The sequence below is a fragment of the Arthrobacter sp. JUb115 genome (genome assembly GCF_004365035.1).
Classification (GTDB): domain Bacteria; phylum Actinomycetota; class Actinomycetes; order Actinomycetales; family Micrococcaceae; genus Glutamicibacter.
Map to the genome: position 1 here is coordinate 49,545 of NZ_SOBS01000005.1, position 18,356 is coordinate 67,900.

The window sequence follows — 18,356 nt, forward strand, 5'->3', positions numbered from 1 at the left end:
GATTTCTACCGCTCCAGCTCGTGGAACAGTTCACGGACGCGATCAGCAATTTCATCGCGGATCATGTTCATTCGTTCGGCACCGGTGATGCCGTCTTCGCTGGGTTCGTAGGTGACCCAGCGTTCGGTCTTGATGGACGGATCGAATTGCGGATTCGCATCGGAGCCAAGGATTACCACGCGGTCAACTTGCTCGACGACGCGAGGGTCGATGGCCTTGGGCGTGCCCTGCGACATGTCCGCGCCGGCCTGCGAGAGCGATTCAACCGCTTCGTGGTTGATGCCTGAACCTGGGTTGGTTCCAGCCGAGTAGCTGGTAACTTTCCCTTCAGAAATGTAGTCCATCAATGCGGCCGCCATTTGCGATTTGCCTGCATTGCGGGAGCAGATGAAAAGTACCGAGTTAGCCATGAACCTATTGAACCATTTGCGCGCCGGTTAGGGGCCTTTGGACGAGAAGGTTGCGAAGCAGGCAAAGACCTGCCTTTGGCGAAAGCAAACAGCACTCCCACTGTAGCTAAAAGTGGCGGAATTGGCTACGGTTGGAAATACTCAGCCCAAGGCAATAGGAGAAAACGTTGCTTGCTCTACATAAGAAGATGATTGTATCCGGCGTCGCCATCGTGTTGGCAGGCGTTCTCATCAGCAGCATCTTGCCAGTCCTGGCGATGTGGAGCTTCGAATCCGGTTTTGGAAGCAGCCCTTTGGGCAGCGCGCCGCTGGCTTTCCTTAATTCGTTGATCCAGAGCGCGCTCATCCCCTTCGGCGCCGTGCTGGCCGCCATCGGCGTGGCCAAGCACATGATCCGGGCCGATGCCGCCGACTAGCGGCAAGATAGCTCCTGCGGCGCGGCACCGAACACGAAGGACCACCCGCGATTCGTTCGCGAGTGGTCCTTCTGGTTCGTTGCGCCGGTCCTACTTCAGCAGCTTGTAGGTCTTGATGGTTTCTCCCTTGAAGAACGCCGGGTGGCGCACCCGCATCCACAGCATGATGCCAACGCCCAGCAGCAGCACGCCGACCCCGAGGATGAACACCATGCCCACTCCCCCGATATTGGAGCCCGAACCGTAGTCCGGATTCATGGATTCGATGGCGGTGGCAAAGAACATCACCAGCAAGACGACGCCACCTGCCAACGGCGCCAAGAACTTGCAGAAGAAGTTCCTGGCATTGGCGAACAGTTCCCCGCGGAAGTACCAGACGCAGGCCAAGGCGGTCAGCCCGTAGTAGAAGCAGATCATCAGGCCCAGCGCCGTGATCGTGTCCCACAATGCGTTCTCCGAGAGCAGCCTGGTGACCACGTAGAACACGGCAGCGGCAGCAGCGGAGGCGAAAGTCGCCACCGACGGGGACATGAAGCGCGCGGAGATCTTCGCGAAGCTGGAGGGCAGCGCCTTGTAGTAGCCCATGGCCAGCAAGGTGCGTGCCGGCGAAACCATGGTGGATTGCAGCGAGGCCGCGGAGGAGGACAAGATGGCCAAGGACATCAGCATCGCCAGCGGGCCCATGACCGGACCGGAAAGCACCGCGAAAATTGATTCCTGGTTCTCCGGGTTGCCTGCGCCCAGGCCCGTGGTGCCCACCCCGGCCCAGTAGATCACCCCGAGGGATACGGCCAGGTACAACGCGATGATCACCAGCACCGTCCAGGTGGCACCGCGTCCGGGGACCTTCTTCGGATCGGTGGTTTCCTCGTTCATGGTCAGGGTGACATCCCAGCCCCAGAAAACGAAGATGGACAGCGAGATGCCCGCGGCGAAGGCCGAGAAGGTATCGATGCCGGCCGGATTGAACATCTGCCAGGTGATGGGTGTCGGATCATTGGGCTGGCTGGAGGTCAGGGCCATGACCGCGAAGAGCAGCAGCACCGCCACCTGGAACCCGACCAGCACGTACTGGAAGACCTTCGTGGCGTTCATGCCCCGGTAGGAGATCCAGGCGGCCACCGCAATGAACACCAGCGTGGTGGGGATGTTGACCCACAGGTTGCCGGTCAGCTCCGCAATCCACGGCTGGCCGGTGAGCTGGGCAATCAGGATATAGAAGAAGTCCACGGCCACTGCCGCCAGGTTGGAGAGCACAATCACCGTCGCAGCGATCAGGCCCCAGCCTCCCATCCAGCCGATCATCGGGCCGAAGGCACGCGTCGCCCAGGTGAAGGAGGTGCCCGAATCGGGCATGGCGCTGTTCAGCTCGCGGTAGCCCAAGGCCACCAGCAGCATCGGCAGGAATCCGGCCAGCAGGATCGCAGGCAGGCTGGTGCCGACTTCGGCCACCGTGGCGCCGAGGCCTGCGGTGAGGGTGTAGGCCGGGGCGATGCAGGAGATGCCGATAACGACAAGCCCCAGAACGCCAACGGTGCCCTTGGACAGTCCTTTTTCGTGCAGTCCGCTCTCGGAGCGTGCAGGCGGCGATGCCTGCCTCAAGTCGTGCGACATGGTGGTTACCTTAAACAATTAGCGAGGTGTGAGTGCGTCGGCCAGAAGTACCGAGCCACCTTCCGTCAGGGGTCAGATGGGCACCGTCCGCGTGCTTCGCGACGGCAAGTGCCCGGGGAACAAGGATCGTGCAGGAATGATGCGCTGCCTTCTAGCTGGCAGCCTCGAGGGTCGGGACGACGCCCATCGGGACGTTGAGCTGGCCCAGGATCCGCTGGGCCTTGGGGCCGATGAACAATCGGCGCGGGGCGGCCAGCCGGGCCGATCCCAGCAGTGCCAGGTCCCCGTCCTGCCAGGACAGCTGGGCGGCCGCTTCGTCCAGGCCGCGCCCGGAGACCACCTCGACTACCGCCTCCAGGCCCAGGGAACCGGTCAGTTCCTGCAGGTAGCTGCGGGTTTGGGCCAGATGGTCATCCAGCTCCAGCCGGGGGTCAGCCAGATCCATATGGGAGACCAGCGTGGCCACGCGCAGCGGCAGTCCGCAGGCGGCGGCGATCCGCGCCGAGAGGCCGATGACTTCCCGTGCCCCCGGGCGGTCCCCCACGAATGCGGTCAGCCTGGTGATCTTCCCGCCGGCTGCGCGCAACGTGGCCAGGGAGGCCGGCGAGGACATGAACACGGCCATCGGCGAGGAATGCAGCAGCGCATTGGCGATCGCCCCGGGGCTGAAGAATCCGGCGCGGTGGCGCTTGCGGCCGCCCAGCACGATCCCGTGGGCCCCGAATTCCTCGCCCAGGCCAATGAGCCCCTCGGCCACCGAGGGCACGGAACGGGCTACCACCGAGGTGGCGATTCCTTCCGGCACCAGGGCCAGGGCCTGCGCCGCCCAGCGGTCCACCTGGTCGGAAAGGATGGAGGAGAACCCATGGTCCCCGCCGGGGTAGACCGCGTTGAACGGGGTGGCGGCAGGCAGCACGATGGCGATCCGCAAGGACGCGTCGCGGGTACCGGCCACCAGGGCGCTGGCCAGTTCGATGGCTTCGGCACCGCGCTGGTCCGCGGTGTAACCTACGAGCAATTTCATGGCCTAGGCACTGGCCTTTTCCTTGGACGGGGTCAGCGTGGCAACGCCATCGTAGCTCTGGTCGTAGGCGGTGCCATCCAGTGCGGCGATGATGCGCGCGGCCGAGCGGCGGCCCATGCGCACCGCGCCGTCCACGTGCTGGAAGCCTTCGCCGGCCAGATCCGAGGAGGAGAAGTAGATCGGTCCGACATTCTCGTTCTGCGCCGGGCCGAAGCGGTGCAGCCCGCCCAGGTCGTAGCTGGTGGCGTAGGCGCCGCGGGTCCATTCCTCGGCGGCGAAGTCCGAGAGGTAGAAGACCTTGGGATCCAGTGCCTTCTCGCCCAGGTAGCCGGCCATGGCCTTGAGGATCACCGCGCGGCGCTGTTCCTCGTCCAGTTCCCACATGGCGTCGGCCTTCAGATCCGAGATGAAGCCGACCAGTGTGCCGGTTTCCTCCCCGGCATAGGTGTTGTCGTAGAGCTCCTGGACCAGGCTGCTCGGGCCGAAGCAGGTGCCCGACAGGCCCTCTTCGCGCCAGAACGGGGTGTCGTAGACGGCGTGGACCTTGATGACCAGGCCCATGGACTGGTGCTGGTGGGTGATCTGCTGCTTGCGCGGCAGCGCCGGGACGTAGGAAATGCGCGAGTACAGGTTCGGCGGTACCGCCAGCACGGCCTTCTTCGCCGAGACGGTCACGGTGCTCCCGTGGGCCACCACCCCGCCATCGAACCATTCGAGCTTGAGCACGGGGTTGTCCAGGAAGACGGTCTGCTGGCCCAGCTTCTCGGCCAGCGTCTTGGATACGCCCTGCATGGTGCCCACGATGCGCCGGTCCAGGATGAAGTCCTCGTCCACCAGGTTGTCGAAGGAGCCGGCCGAGGACGCCATGAGCACCGCCTGCAGCGCGGAGAAGGTGTGCGCCGGCTTGGTCAGCATGCCCCCTGCAATGAACAGGCCCACGTTGTTGCAGGCCAGCTCGTCGGCACAGTGCTGGCGCAGGAAGTGGTGGAAGGAGATCTGGTCCAGCTCCTGGGCCTGAGGGTGCTCCCACGGCTTGTCCGGGTCCATTCCGGCGGCCAGCTGGTTCATGAGTTCTACCAGCTTGTCCATTTCGGCCACGGTGCTGGCGGCCACCGGGAAGTCCTCGCCCTCATAGGCGATCCGCTCGCCTTCCCCGGTGAGGTAGACGCTCTTGCCCGCCTTGTAGCGTTCGAAGGTCTCGATGCCAAGTTCATTGATCAGCGAGTAGAGGCCGGTCTGGTCGGGGCTGATCCACTGGCCGCCGATCTCGATGGTCGCACCGTCCATGATGTCGGTCCAGGTGCGCCCGCCGACGCGGTCGCGGGCTTCGAGCACCGCGACGGACTTGCCGGCCTTGCTCAGCTCATAGGCTGCTGTCAGTCCCGATGGCCCTGCACCGATGACGACGACGTCGCGTTCCAGATGTTGCATGATCGACTCCCTTGCACATTTAAATGAATAAGGTTCATTTACCTGTCATATAGCATAGGGTACGAAGATCCAGTTGTGAAGCACCCCACGTCAGGAAGAGGTCCGCATGAGTGAAACGGAAGCCAGGCGAGCCGGGCGCCCGCGCAAGGCGGTGCTGAATCGGGAGCGCATTACCGAGCACGCGCTGGAACTTGTTTCCGGGGACGGCTACGAGTCCCTGACCATGCAGCGGCTGGCAAAATCCCTGGGCGTCTCTCCATCGGCCCTCTACAACCACGTCGATTCCAAGCACGACCTCCTGCAGTGGATCCAGGAACTGGTCATGGCCGATATAGACACCTCGGTATTCGACCAAGCCGATACCAAGCAGGCTTTGCTTCAATGGGCTACGAGCTACCGGAACGTCTTCGCGCGGCACATTCCCCTGATTCCGGTCATCGCGGTACTGCCCGTCTCCGATTCGCCGCGCACCTTGGGAATGTACGAGCGCGTTGCCGAAGCGCTGGCAGACTTCGGCATGGCAGGGAACGAGATTGTGCCGACGATTGTTGCACTGGAGTCATTCATCTTCGGTTCGGCCATGGATACGGCCGCCCCGCATGACATTTTCGACACCAGCAATCACCAGGATCTCACTCCGCATTTCACCCAGGCTGTGGCGGCGCAACGCCGATCAGAGCTTGATACCAGCGACGATTCGTTCCAGCGCGGGTTGTCGGCCCTCGTTGCCGGCTTGCTGGCAAACGGAAGCTGAGCATGGGCTATCCGGAACAGCGGCCGCCGAAGAAGGGGCTTAGCGCCAAGCAATGGGCAGCTATTGCACTGGTGATCCTCGCGGTGGTCTTCATGCTGCAGAACCTGGCCTTCGTCCGCGTTGAATTCTTCTTGATCCATTCCACAGCTCCGCTGTGGCTTGTCCTGCTCATTACCCTGGCCGCAGGGTATGCCATCGGGTGGTTCTCCAGACGGCGAGGCTAGTCGTCGAGGATTGCCCACTCCCCCACCTGCTCGTTATCCGAGTCGTAGACATCTTCCTGGGCTCCGGCAACGATCGGATACATCGTGATGTTCGTCGACCAGTCGCGCAGAATCTTCTGCAGCTCCTCCAATGGCTTGAGCTGCATGTTCTCGGTATCGAAGTTAACTTCCAAAACAAAACGCATGGCCTGCTCCTGTCCTTCCCGTTGCCGCCATCCTATGCCTGCCGGGCAAGAAATACGAGACTTGCCGCAAGCCCGGCCTCGGAGTAAGCACCTGGTCCGGAAACAGGAAAACGGGATCCCGAGTTGCCTCGGAATCCCGTTTTCCTGGAAATGCTTGCGAGAGCTACTGGCTTGCGCCCATGTAGCTCAGCGACTGGAGAGCTTCATTGCCGCCGACCTTGTACAAAGCCAAGACCAGGCCGCCGAAGACGATGCCCATGATGGCAGAAAAGCCGAGCGAGATCTTGACCAGCGAACGAACTTCGCCGCGGCTAACCTCGGCTTCATCGTTGAGGTAGCGAGCCGCGCCCTGGGTGAAGCTGGCTGCCGGGGTCAATGCGGGAACTGGTGCGGTGAGCAGGTTCGAGGCCGTATCGGTGGCTCCACCGCGCAGATGGGCAACAGTGGTGCGGTTCTTCCGATCCTGGCGGAGCTTGACGATGTTGGCGCCGTGGCGTGCCAAGAGGATGTCTTCACCGAGTGGGATCGAGGCCATTGTTGTTGCTCCTAAAGAATTAACGCTGCTGCATTTCCAGTCATATCCATCATTTCCGACCATTTATCTATTGAGAAGTGGTTTGTTCAGAACCCCACATGCCCCTGTGATGCAATCCGCATGATTCAGGGGTTAAATCGGCCTTTCTGGTGACCGGGGACATAGTTTCCCGGAATTGCGCGAGGTTAATTACCTGCCTGCATTCCGCTGGCACCTGCCGTTTATTCCCGACACCATTTCCCGGTTCATTGGCATTGGGTAAAGACGGGGCCAGCGGCTGCCCAAGGCCCTTGACGCGGCTGAGCCCCAGTCCGGAAATGGACTGGGGCCCAGCATCGTCAGCGCATGGGTGCAAACCCTATGCGGTCTTCAGGTCCTGCCCATCCTGCTTGCGCTGGCGCTTTGCCGCGCGGATCTGCAGTACCAGATCGTGGTTCGACAGGTCTTCCGGCGAGGCAACGCCGCGCTTCCGGGCCTTGGCAACCAGGGCCTGGCGGATTTCTGCCTGGTGGGTGCGCTTGTACCGGATCACCAGCACAACGGTTGCGATGGCCAGAACAATCAAGGTCACCAGTGCGGTGACAACAGTTGCGTCAAAATGCATTATCTTCTCGACCTCCCCATTCTTTCAGTCGCAGCTGCGGTGGGGTCCGTTGCTTGTCTGGAGAACCGATCCCCAGCTGCCAACGGGCCGCAGCCATGCTAAGAGAAGAACATCAAGTTTAGCATGTTTCTTCGACCAACGCAGGGCTGCGGGTTGTTCCTGCGAACATCGGCGAGATGGAAATCGGTCAAGAATGGGGCCTAGTACTCTCCGCTGCCGTGGCCGTGTTCGAATACCAGGGAGGTTTGGGTGGTGGCCACGGCCGGATTGGCCGAGAGGTTATCGAGCACGAACTGGCGCACATCCGAAGAATTGCGCACCGCTACGTGCAGGACGAAGTCGTCAGCGCCGCCCAGGAAGAACAGCTGTCGCACCCCCGGTTTGCTGCGCATGTCAGTAGCGAAGTTCGACATCAGGTGACGGGCTCCGGGACGGATTTTCACGAAGATCAGCGCTTCGAGCTCCCGGCCCAGAACCTGCGGATCCACTTCGATGGTGAAGCGCGAAATCACTCCCGAATCGCGCAAGGCATTCAACCGCGCCAGGCAGGTGGACGGTGCTATGCCCAGCTCCTCGGCGAGGGAGTTGTTGGTCCGCCGGGAGTTCTTCGTCAGCAACGCCAGCAGTTTGCGGTCTATGCCATCAAGCTGCGTTGCACGGCTCTCCCGCCCGGATTCGTTCATCGACATTCAGCCGCACCTGCTCCTCATTATCGCGGTTCGCTGGATTCATCATACGGCCCGGTTGGCGTCCCCTTGGCGTTTTTCCGCCACCAGTTCCCGGTGCCGCACCGTTTCCGTTCCGCTCGGTGCGCGACGCTGGGGAATGCTTCGTCCAGGACCTACGGAACGCTCTTGATCTGGCGTACCAGCACGGCGCCGAGGAGGCTGATCACCACAGAGCACAGGAACAGGGTTGGGTAGCCGCCGAACCAGCTCACCGCCAGCCAGGCGATCAGCGGGGCGACCACCTGCGGCAGCGAGTTGGCAATGTTGATCATACCCAGGTCCTTGCCGCGCGAATCGGCGTTCGGCAATACCTGGGTCAGCAGTGCAAAGTCCACCGCCAGGTAGGCGCCGAAGCCGATGCCCAGGAGCACTGCGGCGACAATGGCGGTGGCGAAGGAGGTTGCCGTCGCCAGCACGCCGGCCGCGGCGGCCACGATGACCGAAGAGATGATGACGTACTTCTTGCGCTTGCCGTCCTTGTCCGAGAGCTTGCCGGAGATCACCGAAGAGAAGATCACGCAGAAGGCGTAGATCGCGGTCAGCACCAGCACGCCCTGGGCCGGTTCTGGATGCTTGATGGCATCCTGCAGGAAGAACAGCAAGTAGACCAGGCACAGCTGGCAACCGAGATACAGCAAGAAGCGGGTCAGCCAGGCCCATCCGAAGTCGGCATGCTTGACCGGGTTGATCCAGAAGCTGCGCAAGAATTCCAGCGGCTTGACAGGCTCCAGTGCTCCCTTGGGCAGCAGAACATCCTGGCGCATCAGCACGAACGGAATGGAGCAAATGGCCACGGCGGTAGCGACGATGGCGTAGCCGAAGACCAGATTGCTCGCAGCGACCATGCCGATCACGGCACCGATCAGCGAACCGCAGGTTTGGCCCAAGGCCACCAGCCCGCCAACCATGCCGCGCTGCTCTACCGGCACCTTGTCCGGGATGGCCGCGAAGATCGCAGCCAGCGCGGCGTTGCCGGCAGCTTGCATCAGCGCCCAGCCGATGACCAGCGTGCTCACGGTTTGCGAGGTCGACATCAGCAGCAGGGCCAGCGCAGCGCAGATAGTTCCAAAGAACACCCACGGGATGCGGCGCCCGAATTTCGATGTGCTGCGGTCGCTGAGCGCGCCGAACAGCGGGTTGGCTACCAGCGAGACGGCCGCGCCGACGCCGGTGACCAGCGAGAGAATCGCGTTCTTCTGGCTGGCATCCAGTTGTTCGGCGTGCAATCCGAGCAGCACCTGGATCGGTGCGAAGAAGCCGACATTGATACCGATATGGACAATGACAACCGCAGCGATCCAGCCAGGGCCAACCCGTTTGGTGGGCGTCTGCAGGGCCGCGGGAACCTTCAGTGGTTCGGCTGCATTCATAAGTTTCTTACCGGCCTAACTCGCGCGGACCCGTCAGGGGGTCCTTCAATTGTTCAATGCTTGGGGTGGCTGATTTCGCAATGAGCCGTCTCACGGCCTTGGCCATCAGGCCGCCATCGATCATCGAGGCGGACACCAGTGAGCCCTTGGCGTCGAGCCCGAAGACCGTCTGGATCTTGCCTCGCCGGTTCAGGCGCGTCACGGTGCTGGCGGCCTGGCTGAAGTCGCCCACGGTTTCCACGTGCATTTCGTGGCGGTCGCTCCAGAACCATGGCACCGAACGCTTCGGTGCGGCTGTGCCCATGATGGTTGCCGCCGCTTGGGCGGCATCTTCCATGGCAGCTTCCCAGTGCACCGCACGGGGCTGGTTTTCCTCCCGGGCGACGTCGCCGATAGCCAGCGCCTGGGGGCAGCTGGCAGAACGCTGCTGCGCGTCGACCACGATCCCGTCGTCGACTTCCAGGCCCAGCTGCTCGGCGAGCGCAGTTTCGGGTTCGACGCCGATGGCTGCCACGATCAGCTCCGCATCATGGCGCTGGCCATTGGCCATTGCATAGTTGGGGCCGAGCTCGGTCACCGCACCGGTCAAGGTGGCAATGCCGTGGTTGGCATGATCCGCGTGCAGCTGTTCGGCAAGTTCTTGGCCCAGCACGTGGGCCAGAGGTGCGTCGGAGCTGGAAATCAAGGTGACTTGCGCCCCGGACATCCTGGCGGTGGACGCGAACTCGGCCCCTACCAGCCCCGCTCCGATGACAAGCACCCGCTGGCCGAACATCCCCGATTCCAGGACGTCGGATATGCGGGCGGCGTCAGCTGCGCTGTGCAGGCTGAGCGCATGGTGCCCACCGGGAACATCCAATGCCTTGGGGGTAGTGCCAGTAGCCAGCACAACCCAGTCGTCAGCGGATTGCGGCAGTTGCAGGCTTTGGACATCTTCCTGGATCAGGCCGACGCCATGGTGCTGGTACCAGGACACCGGTGCGAACGGTTCAACCTGCAGGGACTTGCTCAGCGGCGGACGATCATAGGGCAGGCCCTGGGCATCGCTGATCTTGATGGATCCGGCGTATTGCTGCTGCACCAGGTGCCGGGCCAGTGCGTACCCCGCGACCCCGCCTCCGATGATGTGCACGGAAGGCATTTAGATTTCAAGCTCCAAGAAGCCGTCCACGACGTCCACCTTGTAGGTCCGGGCGTCCACGGTGGCGGGCATGCACTGCACCTTGCCGGTTTTCAGGTCGAAGGTCGAGGAGTGGATGGGGCATTCGATGCTGCAGTCTTCGAGCCAGCCGTCGGAAAGCGAAGCGACCTCGTGGGTGCATTCATCCTGCAGCGCATAGAAGTTGCCGTCTTCGGCGTGGAAGATCGCGATGTCTTCGCTTGCGCCGCTGTCTTTGGCTTCAACCAGCAGCGATTCGCCTTCGGGGACAAGATCTACGGGACCGACTCGGAAACTCACGATGACTCCTTAATAATCACGACGTTCTCCACTAATCTTGTCACCTATTGATTGCCTGCGCCTATTTGATGGCCAGTTATCACCGCTGCCCACGTCTTATGGCTGGGCGCGAAAGCGCGATACGAGGCCTTGCAAGGCGTGGTCCGCTGGCAGGAGGGCCAATCCACGGGCTCCGTCCAGCCCATTTCCCGGCGAATCCTGGACTTGCCCGACAGGGACCAGCAGGTGCAGCTCCCGCACGAAGCTGCTTCGGGCGAATTCGCCGGCGAGCACTCCCCCGATGGCTGCGACCGGAATCGCTCCGGCCTGTTGTTCCAGCCCCGCGCGGCGCAATGCCGTTGCTGCGGAGCTGGCCAGTTCTGCACCGGCGAGCGCGCAGATCCGCGCCGCCATTTCATCGGTCGCGGCCAACTGGGCAACCCTCTGCGCAAAGGAGGCGACGATGGCCACCCTGTCCGGCATCGCTTGCAAGTCAATATACGCTTCGGAGAGATCGGGCCAGCGCTTCGCGAGTTCCCCGGTCAGCGCGGTAGCTGGCCCGCGGCCGTCAAAGCCGCGCATGGCCGCGTTCATTGCCTTCTGGCCAATCCAATAGCCGCTGCCGGCATCACCCATGATGTGGCCCCATCCATCAACTCGGGCCACCGAGCAGGGGCCTACCGCCAAGGTGACGACACCGGTACCGGCTGCAACGACAGCGCCGTAGCGTTCTCCCAGCGCTCCGAGATAGCTGGTCACCGAGTCGTGGGCCAGCGCAATATGGGAAATAGCGCTGGATCCGATGAGGTCGTAGAGCTGCCGTGCATCATGTTCGGCTTTCACCAGGCCTGTGGTGCCTACGCTCACGGTGCCGCAGTCCCATCCGGCGGCAGCGGCAGCTTGGTTAATGGCGCGTGCCAGTTGGGGCAGGACGGGTTCATGGGTTTGCACACCGGGAAGCGCTAATTCTGCAGTTTCGCCATCCTGCTCGAATCTCAGCTTGATTCCGGTCTGCCCGCCGTCTACTGCCAAAAGTCCAGATGCCATTTTTCCATTCCTCTTGCACTTAGTTTTCAGGATACTTTGTGCTCCCCGCATTGGCCGCAGAGCTGGCGGGGTTCGACCTGCAATCCGCAGGTGCCGCAAACCGATCACCGGCAAGGTCGAGCCAGCAGCTTTGCGGCCCAGAACTGCGGGCACCGCGGTGTGGTTACCTCTGGCAATGGATGGAAGAAAGCAGGAACCCAATGGCAATTCACCTCTGCGGGATTCCAGCTGATTGGCAGCACCCTTCCGATAGGCCATGCTCTGGAAAGTTCAACGGCCGCTGGCGACTAGCATCCCGGTTGCTGGTGCACTCGCGACTCGTCGCACGCAAATGGCTGGAGAGGCTTGCTTGGGCGCAGATCACGACCGAACAAGGTTATGAGGCATCTGGAAGCCCTGGTTCAAACCACAGCCCTGTACGGCACGCGCCGTGGCGAATTCAAGGATTGCACCGCGCAGAGAGTTGAAGGAGGAGCAGAATGAACTTTCCCTCGAACGCGCAAAGGCCGTTGCAATCCCCGGGATCCAGGGATTGCAACGACCGCAAGAACGATGGTTGATTCTCGTTCAGCTATTGGGCTACCGCAGTTTCGATTTCCTTGAAGGCATTCTGCGCCGCGTCGCTTACGCTCTGGCGCTCGAAGAACACTTCCATTTCATAACGGTAGAGGACATCCTGAACCGCACTGAACCCCATTGGCGGGATTGGTTCCGTGCTCTGAAGTTCGGGTTTCAAGCTCGTCACGAATTCTGCAGAAGAAGCTTCGATTGAATCCAATTTTGAGACGACTTGTTCCCGCACTTCGGTGTTCGAAGGTAACCCGCGGTCCATCTGGTTCAGCGCGCCAGCTTCTTGCGAATTCACCATGAAGTCAACAAATCTCTTGACCTCTTCCGGGTGTTCGGTGCGAGCATACCCCGACATCATCATTGACGACTTGTGCCAAAGACCATTGTCCTCAGCCTTGCCGGTGTGGCTTGGCAGTCGCAGCGGAACCAAGTCCGAACCAACCGCTGTGGAAAGGCCTCCCAACTGGTTGCTCCACCACATGCCGAAGGCTGCCACTCCCGTGCCTGTCATAGAACGGTCTGGACCTGCATTCTGGTTTTCCGCCAGGACCGAGGCCTTTGGATAAGAACCGTTATCCATCAAGTCCTTGTGGTGCTGGAAGTACTTGGCCAGATCGTCAGGCGAGAATCCGAGTGATCCATCCGAGCTCGTCAGATTCTTCTTGTCTTGACGCAACCAGGTCTGCAACCCGGCCGGTTCGTTCGGGGCTTCGGCTCCATATTTGCCGTCGAGCTTCTGGCTCACCGTCTCGGTGATCGTCCGGTAGTCATCCCACGTCCAGGTCTTGTCATCTGGAACTTCCAGGCCAGCTTCGGCTAAGACTTTTGGATTTGCGGTCAATGTGAAGGAATTGATTCCGGTGGTAATGCCGACAAGGCCGGCATCGGTCGTACCGTTTTGAACGGCAACGTCTTCGAACTTGGAAACATCTACGCCTTCGAGGTCCAGCAATGCGCCGCGGTCCGCGTATTCGCGAAGGTACTTGTCGTCCATCTGGATAATGTCCGGAGCATCGTTGGAGGCAACCTGTGTTGCGAGCTTGTCCCAGTAGCCGCTCCAGTCGGAGTACTCGCCTTGGACATCGATGTCCGGGTTGGCCGCTTCGAAAGCCTCAATAATTTCATTGGTTGCCTGGGCCCGCGAATCCGAGCCCCACCATGAGAAACGAAGCTGGATCTTCCCGTCCTCACCGTCGGCAGCGCTGCTACCGCCACAGCCAGTGAGGGCCAGAGCGGCTACCGCCACAACTGCAACTGATTTGCTTAGCCGCAGACCGAATTTCCGTCCAGTTTTTCTCGTGCATACCTGCTGAGTCATGAAAATCTTCCTTGGGTGGGGTGGTGATGCGAGGCCATCCTGCAAGCAACACCTGGTTTTTCATTGTGGAAAGCGCTTGCCAAACAATCTAGGTGTGATTGCGGTCACTGGTCAAGGGGTTTCGGGAATCAAGTCAGTTAGTTTTCGCATGGCACGATTCCCAATGAACATCACTACTGGCCGTCAGCCAGCTGCGTGGACTCGCGCAGGACCGGCACACCGGAAACCACAATCTTCCGCAGTTCGCCGTGGTTCAGCGCCATCTCACCAGCCCATTTTCCGATTTCTTCCAGAGGAAGTCGAGCAGTGCTGACCGTGGGCGTAATGTCGATAAGGGTCGGGATGTCGTCGAATCCCACCACAGCGATATCTTCGGGAATACACAAGCGGTTCTCGCGAATCGCCCGAATGGCACCCAGGGCCATGACATCCGAAACGCAGAACACGCACACCCGATGGACACCGCCTGCCGACTTCTGCCGCTTGAGGTAATCGCTCATTGCAACATAGGCCCCCTCGCGCGAGAAGGGGCCGCTGATAACTTCCTCTGCATCCAGGCCACTGCGCTTCAGCTTCTCCAGGAACCCGTTGGAACGGTCCCTTGATGTCAGCAGATTCGCTTCCCCGGCCAATACGACAAACCTGCGGTGGCCGGCACTGATCAACTCGGCCGCCAGGTGCTCGGCAGTTGCCTCGTTGTCGATTTGTATGCCGCCCATATCGGTCATGGGCTGGCCGATAATCATGACTTGGCCACCATTTTCCTGATAATTCTCGATCAGTTTCAGCAACTGCCCGTTCTCGCCCAAACTGCGCGATCCCGACAGGATGATAGCGTCCGTCCGTTGCGACATGAATGCCTGAACGGCTTCGATTTCCCGCTCGGGATCGTACTCCGTGCTGGCCAAAAGCAGCTGGACACCGCTATCACCAAGAGAGCGCTGCACTCCCCGGGCGATGGTAGAGAAGTAGGGGTCGGCTATGTCCCTGACCACCAAGCCGATCAGCTTCGTGGTGGATCTGGCAAGCGCTTGCGCTTGGGCATTGGGGAAGTAACCGAGCTTTTCAGCCGCAGCACGCACTTTATCCGAGATTTCCACAGCCGGCTTGCGTGCTGACCCATTGAGCACTCGCGAAGCGGTCGCCAGGGAAACCCCGGCTTCATTAGCCACATCAGTTAGTCGAACAGCCATCTGAAATCCTTATCATTCTCTGCAACCTGGCACAAGCTTATCTTTCGCGAACGTGATGGTTGACACTCCAATTACACCTCACTATCGTGGAAAGCGCATTCCCATTCTATTCCCTTACGCATTCCCCGTTTCGAGGAGACCCCAGTGACAGAAACAAAAGTTCTACGCATCGCCATGAACGGCATCACCGGCCGCATGGGATACCGCCAGCACTTGCTGCGTTCAATCCTTCCTATCCGAGACCAGGGAGGAATCACTCTCGGGGACGGTTCGAAGCTGACCGTTGAACCGATCCTCGTTGGACGTAACGAAGCGAAGCTGCGCGAACTTGCGCAGAAGCACCAGGTTGAGCACTACAGCACCGATCTTGACTCCCTGATTGATGACCCGAGTGTCGACATCATTTTCGACGCGTCCATGACTTCCTTGCGTTACGAAACGCTGTCGAAAGCCATCGGGGCAGGCAAGCATATCTTCACCGAGAAACCGACCGCTGAAACCCTCGAAGAGGCCGTGGATCTCGCCCGCCAGGCACAGGCCAAGGGAATTACCGCCGGCGTCGTGCACGACAAGCTCTACTTGCCGGGCCTGGTGAAGTTACGCCGTTTGGTCGACGAAGGCTTCTTCGGACGCATTCTCTCAATGCGCGGCGAGTTCGGCTACTGGGTATTCGAGGGAGACATCCAGGAAGCGCAGCGGCCTTCCTGGAACTACCGTCTTGCGGATGGCGGATCGATGACCACCGACATGTACTGCCACTGGAACTACGTCCTTGAAGGAATCATCGGCAAGGTCAAGTCCGTCACCTCGACCACGGCAACCCACATCCCTACCCGCTGGGACGAACGAGGCGAAGCCTACGAAGCCACCGCAGATGATGCGGCCTACGGCATCTTCGAACTCGAAACTCCTTCCGGCGATGCAGTAATTGCGCAGATCAACTCCTCGTGGGCAGTGCGCGTCTACCGCGATGAACTGGTGGAATTCCAGATCGACGGCACCCACGGTTCCGCCGTCGCGGGATTGAACAAGTGCGTTGCCCAGCAACGCGCCCACACTCCGAAGCCTGTTTGGAACCCCGATTTGCCAGTCACTGAGTCGTTCCGCGACCAGTGGATGGAAGTTCCCGCCAATGCCGACCTGGATAACGGCTTCAAGCTGCAGTGGGAAGATTTCTTGGCCGACATCGCAGCGGGACGCAAACACCAGTATGGCCTGCTTTCGGCCGCTCGCGGTGTCCAGCTGGCGGCTTTGGGATTGCAGTCAGCCGCCGAACGACGCACCCTCGATATCCCGGAGATCACGCTATGAGCTACGCATCCTTGCCCGAATTGACACTCATTGACGAAAACGGGCAGAACTTTTCCTATCGGTTGAAAGGCCCCGGCGAATTCCAGCGGCCGTCTGCCCCGCTTTCCTCGCGCAAGGCCTATGCCGCAGCCCATGTCATCCCCCTCATGGGAGCAGACAATACGCCTGGCGCACCGGCAAGCATCGATTGGGATGCGACGCTGGCCTACCGGCACGAGCTATGGTCCTACGGGCTGGGTGTCGCCGATGCGATGGATACGGCGCAGCGAGGCATGGGGCTGGACTACGCGGCTACCTGCGAGTTGATCAGGCGATCGGCGATCGAAGCGGCCGTGGTTCTCCAGAAGAACAGCTACCCGGCCTTGGCCGGGCTCACCGTCAGGGATATCCTCGCCTGCGGTGTCGGCACGGACCAGCTGTCGGCAGACACTGTCCAGCCGGGCCAGCTGGCTGAAGTCACCAACGCTTATTTGGAGATGCTGCGCCTTGTTGAAGATTCAGGTTCGAAGGCGATCTTGATGTGCTCCCGGGCCCTGGTCAAGGCAGCGCGCACCTCGCAGGATTATCTGGACGTGTATGCGACTTTGCTCGACGCTGCCAAGCAGCCAGTGATCCTGCATTGGCTTGGAGACATGTTCGATCCACAGTTGAGCGGCTACTGGGGAACACAGGATTTGGCAGAAGCCACCGGGGTTTTCCAGTCCATTCTGGAGCAGCACGCGTCGAAAATCGACGGCGTCAAAGTCTCTTTGCTCAATGCCGAGCATGAGAAGCAGCTTCGTGCCGCATTGCCAGCTGGAGTGCGCCTCTACACTGGAGACGATTTCAACTATCCCGAGCTGATTCACGGTGACGGGCAACTGCATTCCGATGCGTTGCTGGGAATTTTCGCCGCCATCTATCCCGCTGCGTCAACGGCCCTGCAGGCTTTCGATGCAGGCGACGCAGAACGCGGCCGGAAGATCCTGGACTCCACCAGAGAGCTGGGATTGCATATTTTCAGCGCCCCAACTTTCTACTACAAGACCGGGATTGCCTTTCTTTCGTGGCTCAATGGGCACCAAAGCGGTTTCCAGATGATCGGCGGGCTGCACGCCGGACGTTCACTGCCGCACTTGGTGCGCACATTCGTTCTCGCTGATGGCGCTGGCCTGTTGCAAAACCCTGATCTGGCTGCTGGGCGAATGGAACAGCTCCTGGCAATTTCTGGAATCAAAACTACAACTTCGTCCCTGACAGGTGTGTCATGACATTCGAACTATCGCTTAATACCGGCACTACCCCGAATCTCAGCCTCCACGAAGCCGCTGAAGCTGCAGCGCAGGCGGGCCTGAGCCATATTGGTCCGTGGCGGCATTTGCTTGCCGAGGCCGGTGGCGCTGGGCCAGCAGCCCAGATCATCGCTGGGGCAGGGCTCAAAGCCAGCACCTTGTGCCGTGGCGGCTTTCTCACTGCACCTTCTGCCGAAGCCCAAGCTGCCGCGCTGGCATCGAACCGGCAGGCCATCGAGGAAGCTGCCGTCATCGGCGCCAATGAATTGATCATGGTCGTGGGCGGCTTGCCGTCGGCCGCGCATATTCTGGGCGGCACCGGGGATCCAGCAGACAAGAACATTGTCGCGGCGCGTGATCGCGTCGCGCGCGGCTTGGAAGAGCTGGTTCCCATCGCCCTGGAACACGGCGTTCGGCTGGTGCTAGAACCGTTGCATCCAATGTATGCCGCCGACCGAGCGGTGCTTTCCACACTCGGACAGGCCCTGGACTTGGCCAGTCCTTATCCAACCAAGGCCGTGGGCGTTGTTGTTGACACCTTCCATGTGTTCTGGGATCCGCAGTTGCAGCAGCAGATCCAGCGGGCAGGCCTTGAGCATCGCCTGGCCAGCTACCAGATCTGTGATTTCAATCTGCCGATTGCCAGCAATGCACTGCAATCCAGAGGCATGATGGGCGACGGCCATATCGATTTCTCGGCGATTTCCCGATGGGTGTCACAGGCCGGATACCGAGGTCCAGTTGAAGTCGAGATCTTCAATGAGGAGATCAACCAGCAGGATTCCGCGCTGACCTTGGCAACCATGTCCCAGCGCTACGAAACTCTAGTACTGCCCCACCTTGAGCAAGCTGCGGGCGTTCAGCCGGCCAGCGCATTAAACTGATCTGAATTCGAATATCTCTGAAGGAACAC

20 protein-coding genes are annotated in these 18,356 nt (G+C 60.8%); 6 read left to right on the forward strand and 14 right to left on the reverse strand.

Annotated features, from left to right (window positions below; all coding sequences use genetic code 11):
• Positions 1 to 5 precede the first annotated feature (5 nt).
• The gene (locus tag EDF61_RS10230; protein WP_105656315.1) at positions 6 to 410 is read right to left on the reverse strand and encodes an arsenate-mycothiol transferase ArsC; all 405 of its coding nucleotides are present in this window, start codon (positions 408 to 410) and stop codon (positions 6 to 8) included.
• Positions 411 to 577: 167 nt separating this feature from the next.
• Between EDF61_RS10230 and EDF61_RS10235 the strand changes: the two genes are divergently transcribed.
• Positions 578 to 826 carry a hypothetical protein gene (locus EDF61_RS10235; RefSeq protein WP_133834019.1) on the forward strand — a complete coding sequence of 83 codons (249 nt, stop codon included), beginning with the start codon at positions 578 to 580 and terminating at the stop codon, positions 824 to 826.
• Positions 827 to 916: 90 nt separating this feature from the next.
• Here the strand turns inward: EDF61_RS10235 and EDF61_RS10240 are convergent, their stop codons facing one another.
• The 3 genes from EDF61_RS10240 to EDF61_RS10250 all read right to left on the reverse strand — a co-directional run bounded on the left by EDF61_RS10240 (position 917) and on the right by EDF61_RS10250 (position 4,895).
• Positions 917 to 2,440: an APC family permease gene (locus EDF61_RS10240; RefSeq protein ID WP_105656313.1), complete on the reverse strand. Its 1,524-nt coding sequence runs from the start codon at positions 2,438 to 2,440 to the stop codon at positions 917 to 919.
• A gap of 151 nt (positions 2,441 to 2,591) precedes the next feature.
• Positions 2,592 to 3,464: a universal stress protein gene (locus EDF61_RS10245; RefSeq protein WP_105661970.1), complete on the reverse strand. Its 873-nt coding sequence runs from the start codon at positions 3,462 to 3,464 to the stop codon at positions 2,592 to 2,594.
• Between the two features lie 3 nt (positions 3,465 to 3,467).
• Positions 3,468 to 4,895: a flavin monoamine oxidase family protein gene (locus EDF61_RS10250; RefSeq protein ID WP_133834020.1), complete on the reverse strand. Its 1,428-nt coding sequence runs from the start codon at positions 4,893 to 4,895 to the stop codon at positions 3,468 to 3,470.
• 106 nt (positions 4,896 to 5,001) lie between these two features.
• Between EDF61_RS10250 and EDF61_RS10255 the strand changes: the two genes are divergently transcribed.
• Positions 5,002 to 5,649: a TetR/AcrR family transcriptional regulator gene (locus EDF61_RS10255; protein ID WP_133834021.1), complete on the forward strand. Its 648-nt coding sequence runs from the start codon at positions 5,002 to 5,004 to the stop codon at positions 5,647 to 5,649.
• 2 nt (positions 5,650 to 5,651) lie between these two features.
• The gene (locus tag EDF61_RS10260) at positions 5,652 to 5,873 is read left to right on the forward strand and encodes a LapA family protein (RefSeq protein ID WP_105656309.1); all 222 of its coding nucleotides are present in this window, start codon (positions 5,652 to 5,654) and stop codon (positions 5,871 to 5,873) included.
• Here EDF61_RS10260 and EDF61_RS10265 read toward each other — a convergent pair.
• From EDF61_RS10265 to EDF61_RS10310, 10 genes are all read right to left on the reverse strand, one after another.
• Entirely contained in the window at positions 5,870 to 6,058 is a 189-nt protein-coding gene (locus EDF61_RS10265; protein ID WP_038993331.1) for a hypothetical protein, read from the reverse strand. The two genes, EDF61_RS10260 and EDF61_RS10265, sit on opposite strands and share 4 nt — an antisense overlap.
• A 163-nt stretch (positions 6,059 to 6,221) precedes the next feature.
• Positions 6,222 to 6,593, reverse strand: coding sequence for a hypothetical protein (locus EDF61_RS10270; protein WP_105656308.1), 372 nt, complete (start codon positions 6,591 to 6,593; stop codon positions 6,222 to 6,224).
• Between the two features lie 358 nt (positions 6,594 to 6,951).
• Positions 6,952 to 7,197, reverse strand: coding sequence for a hypothetical protein (locus EDF61_RS10275; protein ID WP_105656307.1), 246 nt, complete (start codon positions 7,195 to 7,197; stop codon positions 6,952 to 6,954).
• A 200-nt stretch (positions 7,198 to 7,397) separates the two neighbouring features.
• Complete coding sequence (locus EDF61_RS10280) at positions 7,398 to 7,886, reverse strand: Lrp/AsnC family transcriptional regulator (RefSeq protein ID WP_105661972.1); 489 nt, start codon at positions 7,884 to 7,886, stop codon at positions 7,398 to 7,400.
• A 152-nt stretch (positions 7,887 to 8,038) separates the two neighbouring features.
• Complete coding sequence (locus EDF61_RS10285) at positions 8,039 to 9,295, reverse strand: MFS transporter (RefSeq protein ID WP_133834022.1); 1,257 nt, start codon at positions 9,293 to 9,295, stop codon at positions 8,039 to 8,041.
• 7 nt (positions 9,296 to 9,302) lie between these two features.
• Positions 9,303 to 10,436: an NAD(P)/FAD-dependent oxidoreductase gene (locus EDF61_RS10290; RefSeq protein ID WP_133834023.1), complete on the reverse strand. Its 1,134-nt coding sequence runs from the start codon at positions 10,434 to 10,436 to the stop codon at positions 9,303 to 9,305.
• Positions 10,437 to 10,754 (reverse strand): bifunctional 3-phenylpropionate/cinnamic acid dioxygenase ferredoxin subunit, encoded by a 318-nt coding sequence (locus tag EDF61_RS10295; protein ID WP_105656303.1) that lies wholly within the window; start codon positions 10,752 to 10,754, stop codon positions 10,437 to 10,439. It lies immediately after the preceding gene.
• Between the two features lie 96 nt (positions 10,755 to 10,850).
• Positions 10,851 to 11,780 (reverse strand): N-acetylglucosamine kinase, encoded by a 930-nt coding sequence (locus tag EDF61_RS10300; RefSeq protein WP_133834024.1) that lies wholly within the window; start codon positions 11,778 to 11,780, stop codon positions 10,851 to 10,853.
• A 571-nt stretch (positions 11,781 to 12,351) separates the two neighbouring features.
• Positions 12,352 to 13,668: an ABC transporter substrate-binding protein gene (locus tag EDF61_RS10305; RefSeq protein ID WP_105661977.1), complete on the reverse strand. Its 1,317-nt coding sequence runs from the start codon at positions 13,666 to 13,668 to the stop codon at positions 12,352 to 12,354.
• A gap of 173 nt (positions 13,669 to 13,841) precedes the next feature.
• Positions 13,842 to 14,861, reverse strand: a complete 1,020-nt coding sequence (locus tag EDF61_RS10310; RefSeq protein ID WP_133834025.1) for a LacI family DNA-binding transcriptional regulator — start codon at positions 14,859 to 14,861, stop codon at positions 13,842 to 13,844.
• A gap of 174 nt (positions 14,862 to 15,035) precedes the next feature.
• Here EDF61_RS10310 and EDF61_RS10315 point away from each other — a divergent pair, with 174 nt between their 5' ends.
• From EDF61_RS10315 to EDF61_RS10325, 3 genes are read left to right on the forward strand one after another with little or no spacing between them, the layout of a single operon-like run.
• A complete protein-coding gene (locus tag EDF61_RS10315) occupies positions 15,036 to 16,172 on the forward strand; it encodes a Gfo/Idh/MocA family protein (protein ID WP_133834173.1) in 1,137 nt (378 codons plus the stop codon).
• A gap of 11 nt (positions 16,173 to 16,183) precedes the next feature.
• Positions 16,184 to 17,422, forward strand: coding sequence for a dihydrodipicolinate synthase family protein (locus EDF61_RS10320; protein WP_402696964.1), 1,239 nt, complete (start codon positions 16,184 to 16,186; stop codon positions 17,420 to 17,422).
• Positions 17,419 to 18,327, forward strand: a complete 909-nt coding sequence (locus tag EDF61_RS10325) for a sugar phosphate isomerase/epimerase family protein (protein ID WP_133834027.1) — start codon at positions 17,419 to 17,421, stop codon at positions 18,325 to 18,327. Before EDF61_RS10320 ends, EDF61_RS10325 begins: the two co-directional genes overlap by 4 nt.
• Positions 18,328 to 18,356: the final 29 nt, after the last annotated feature.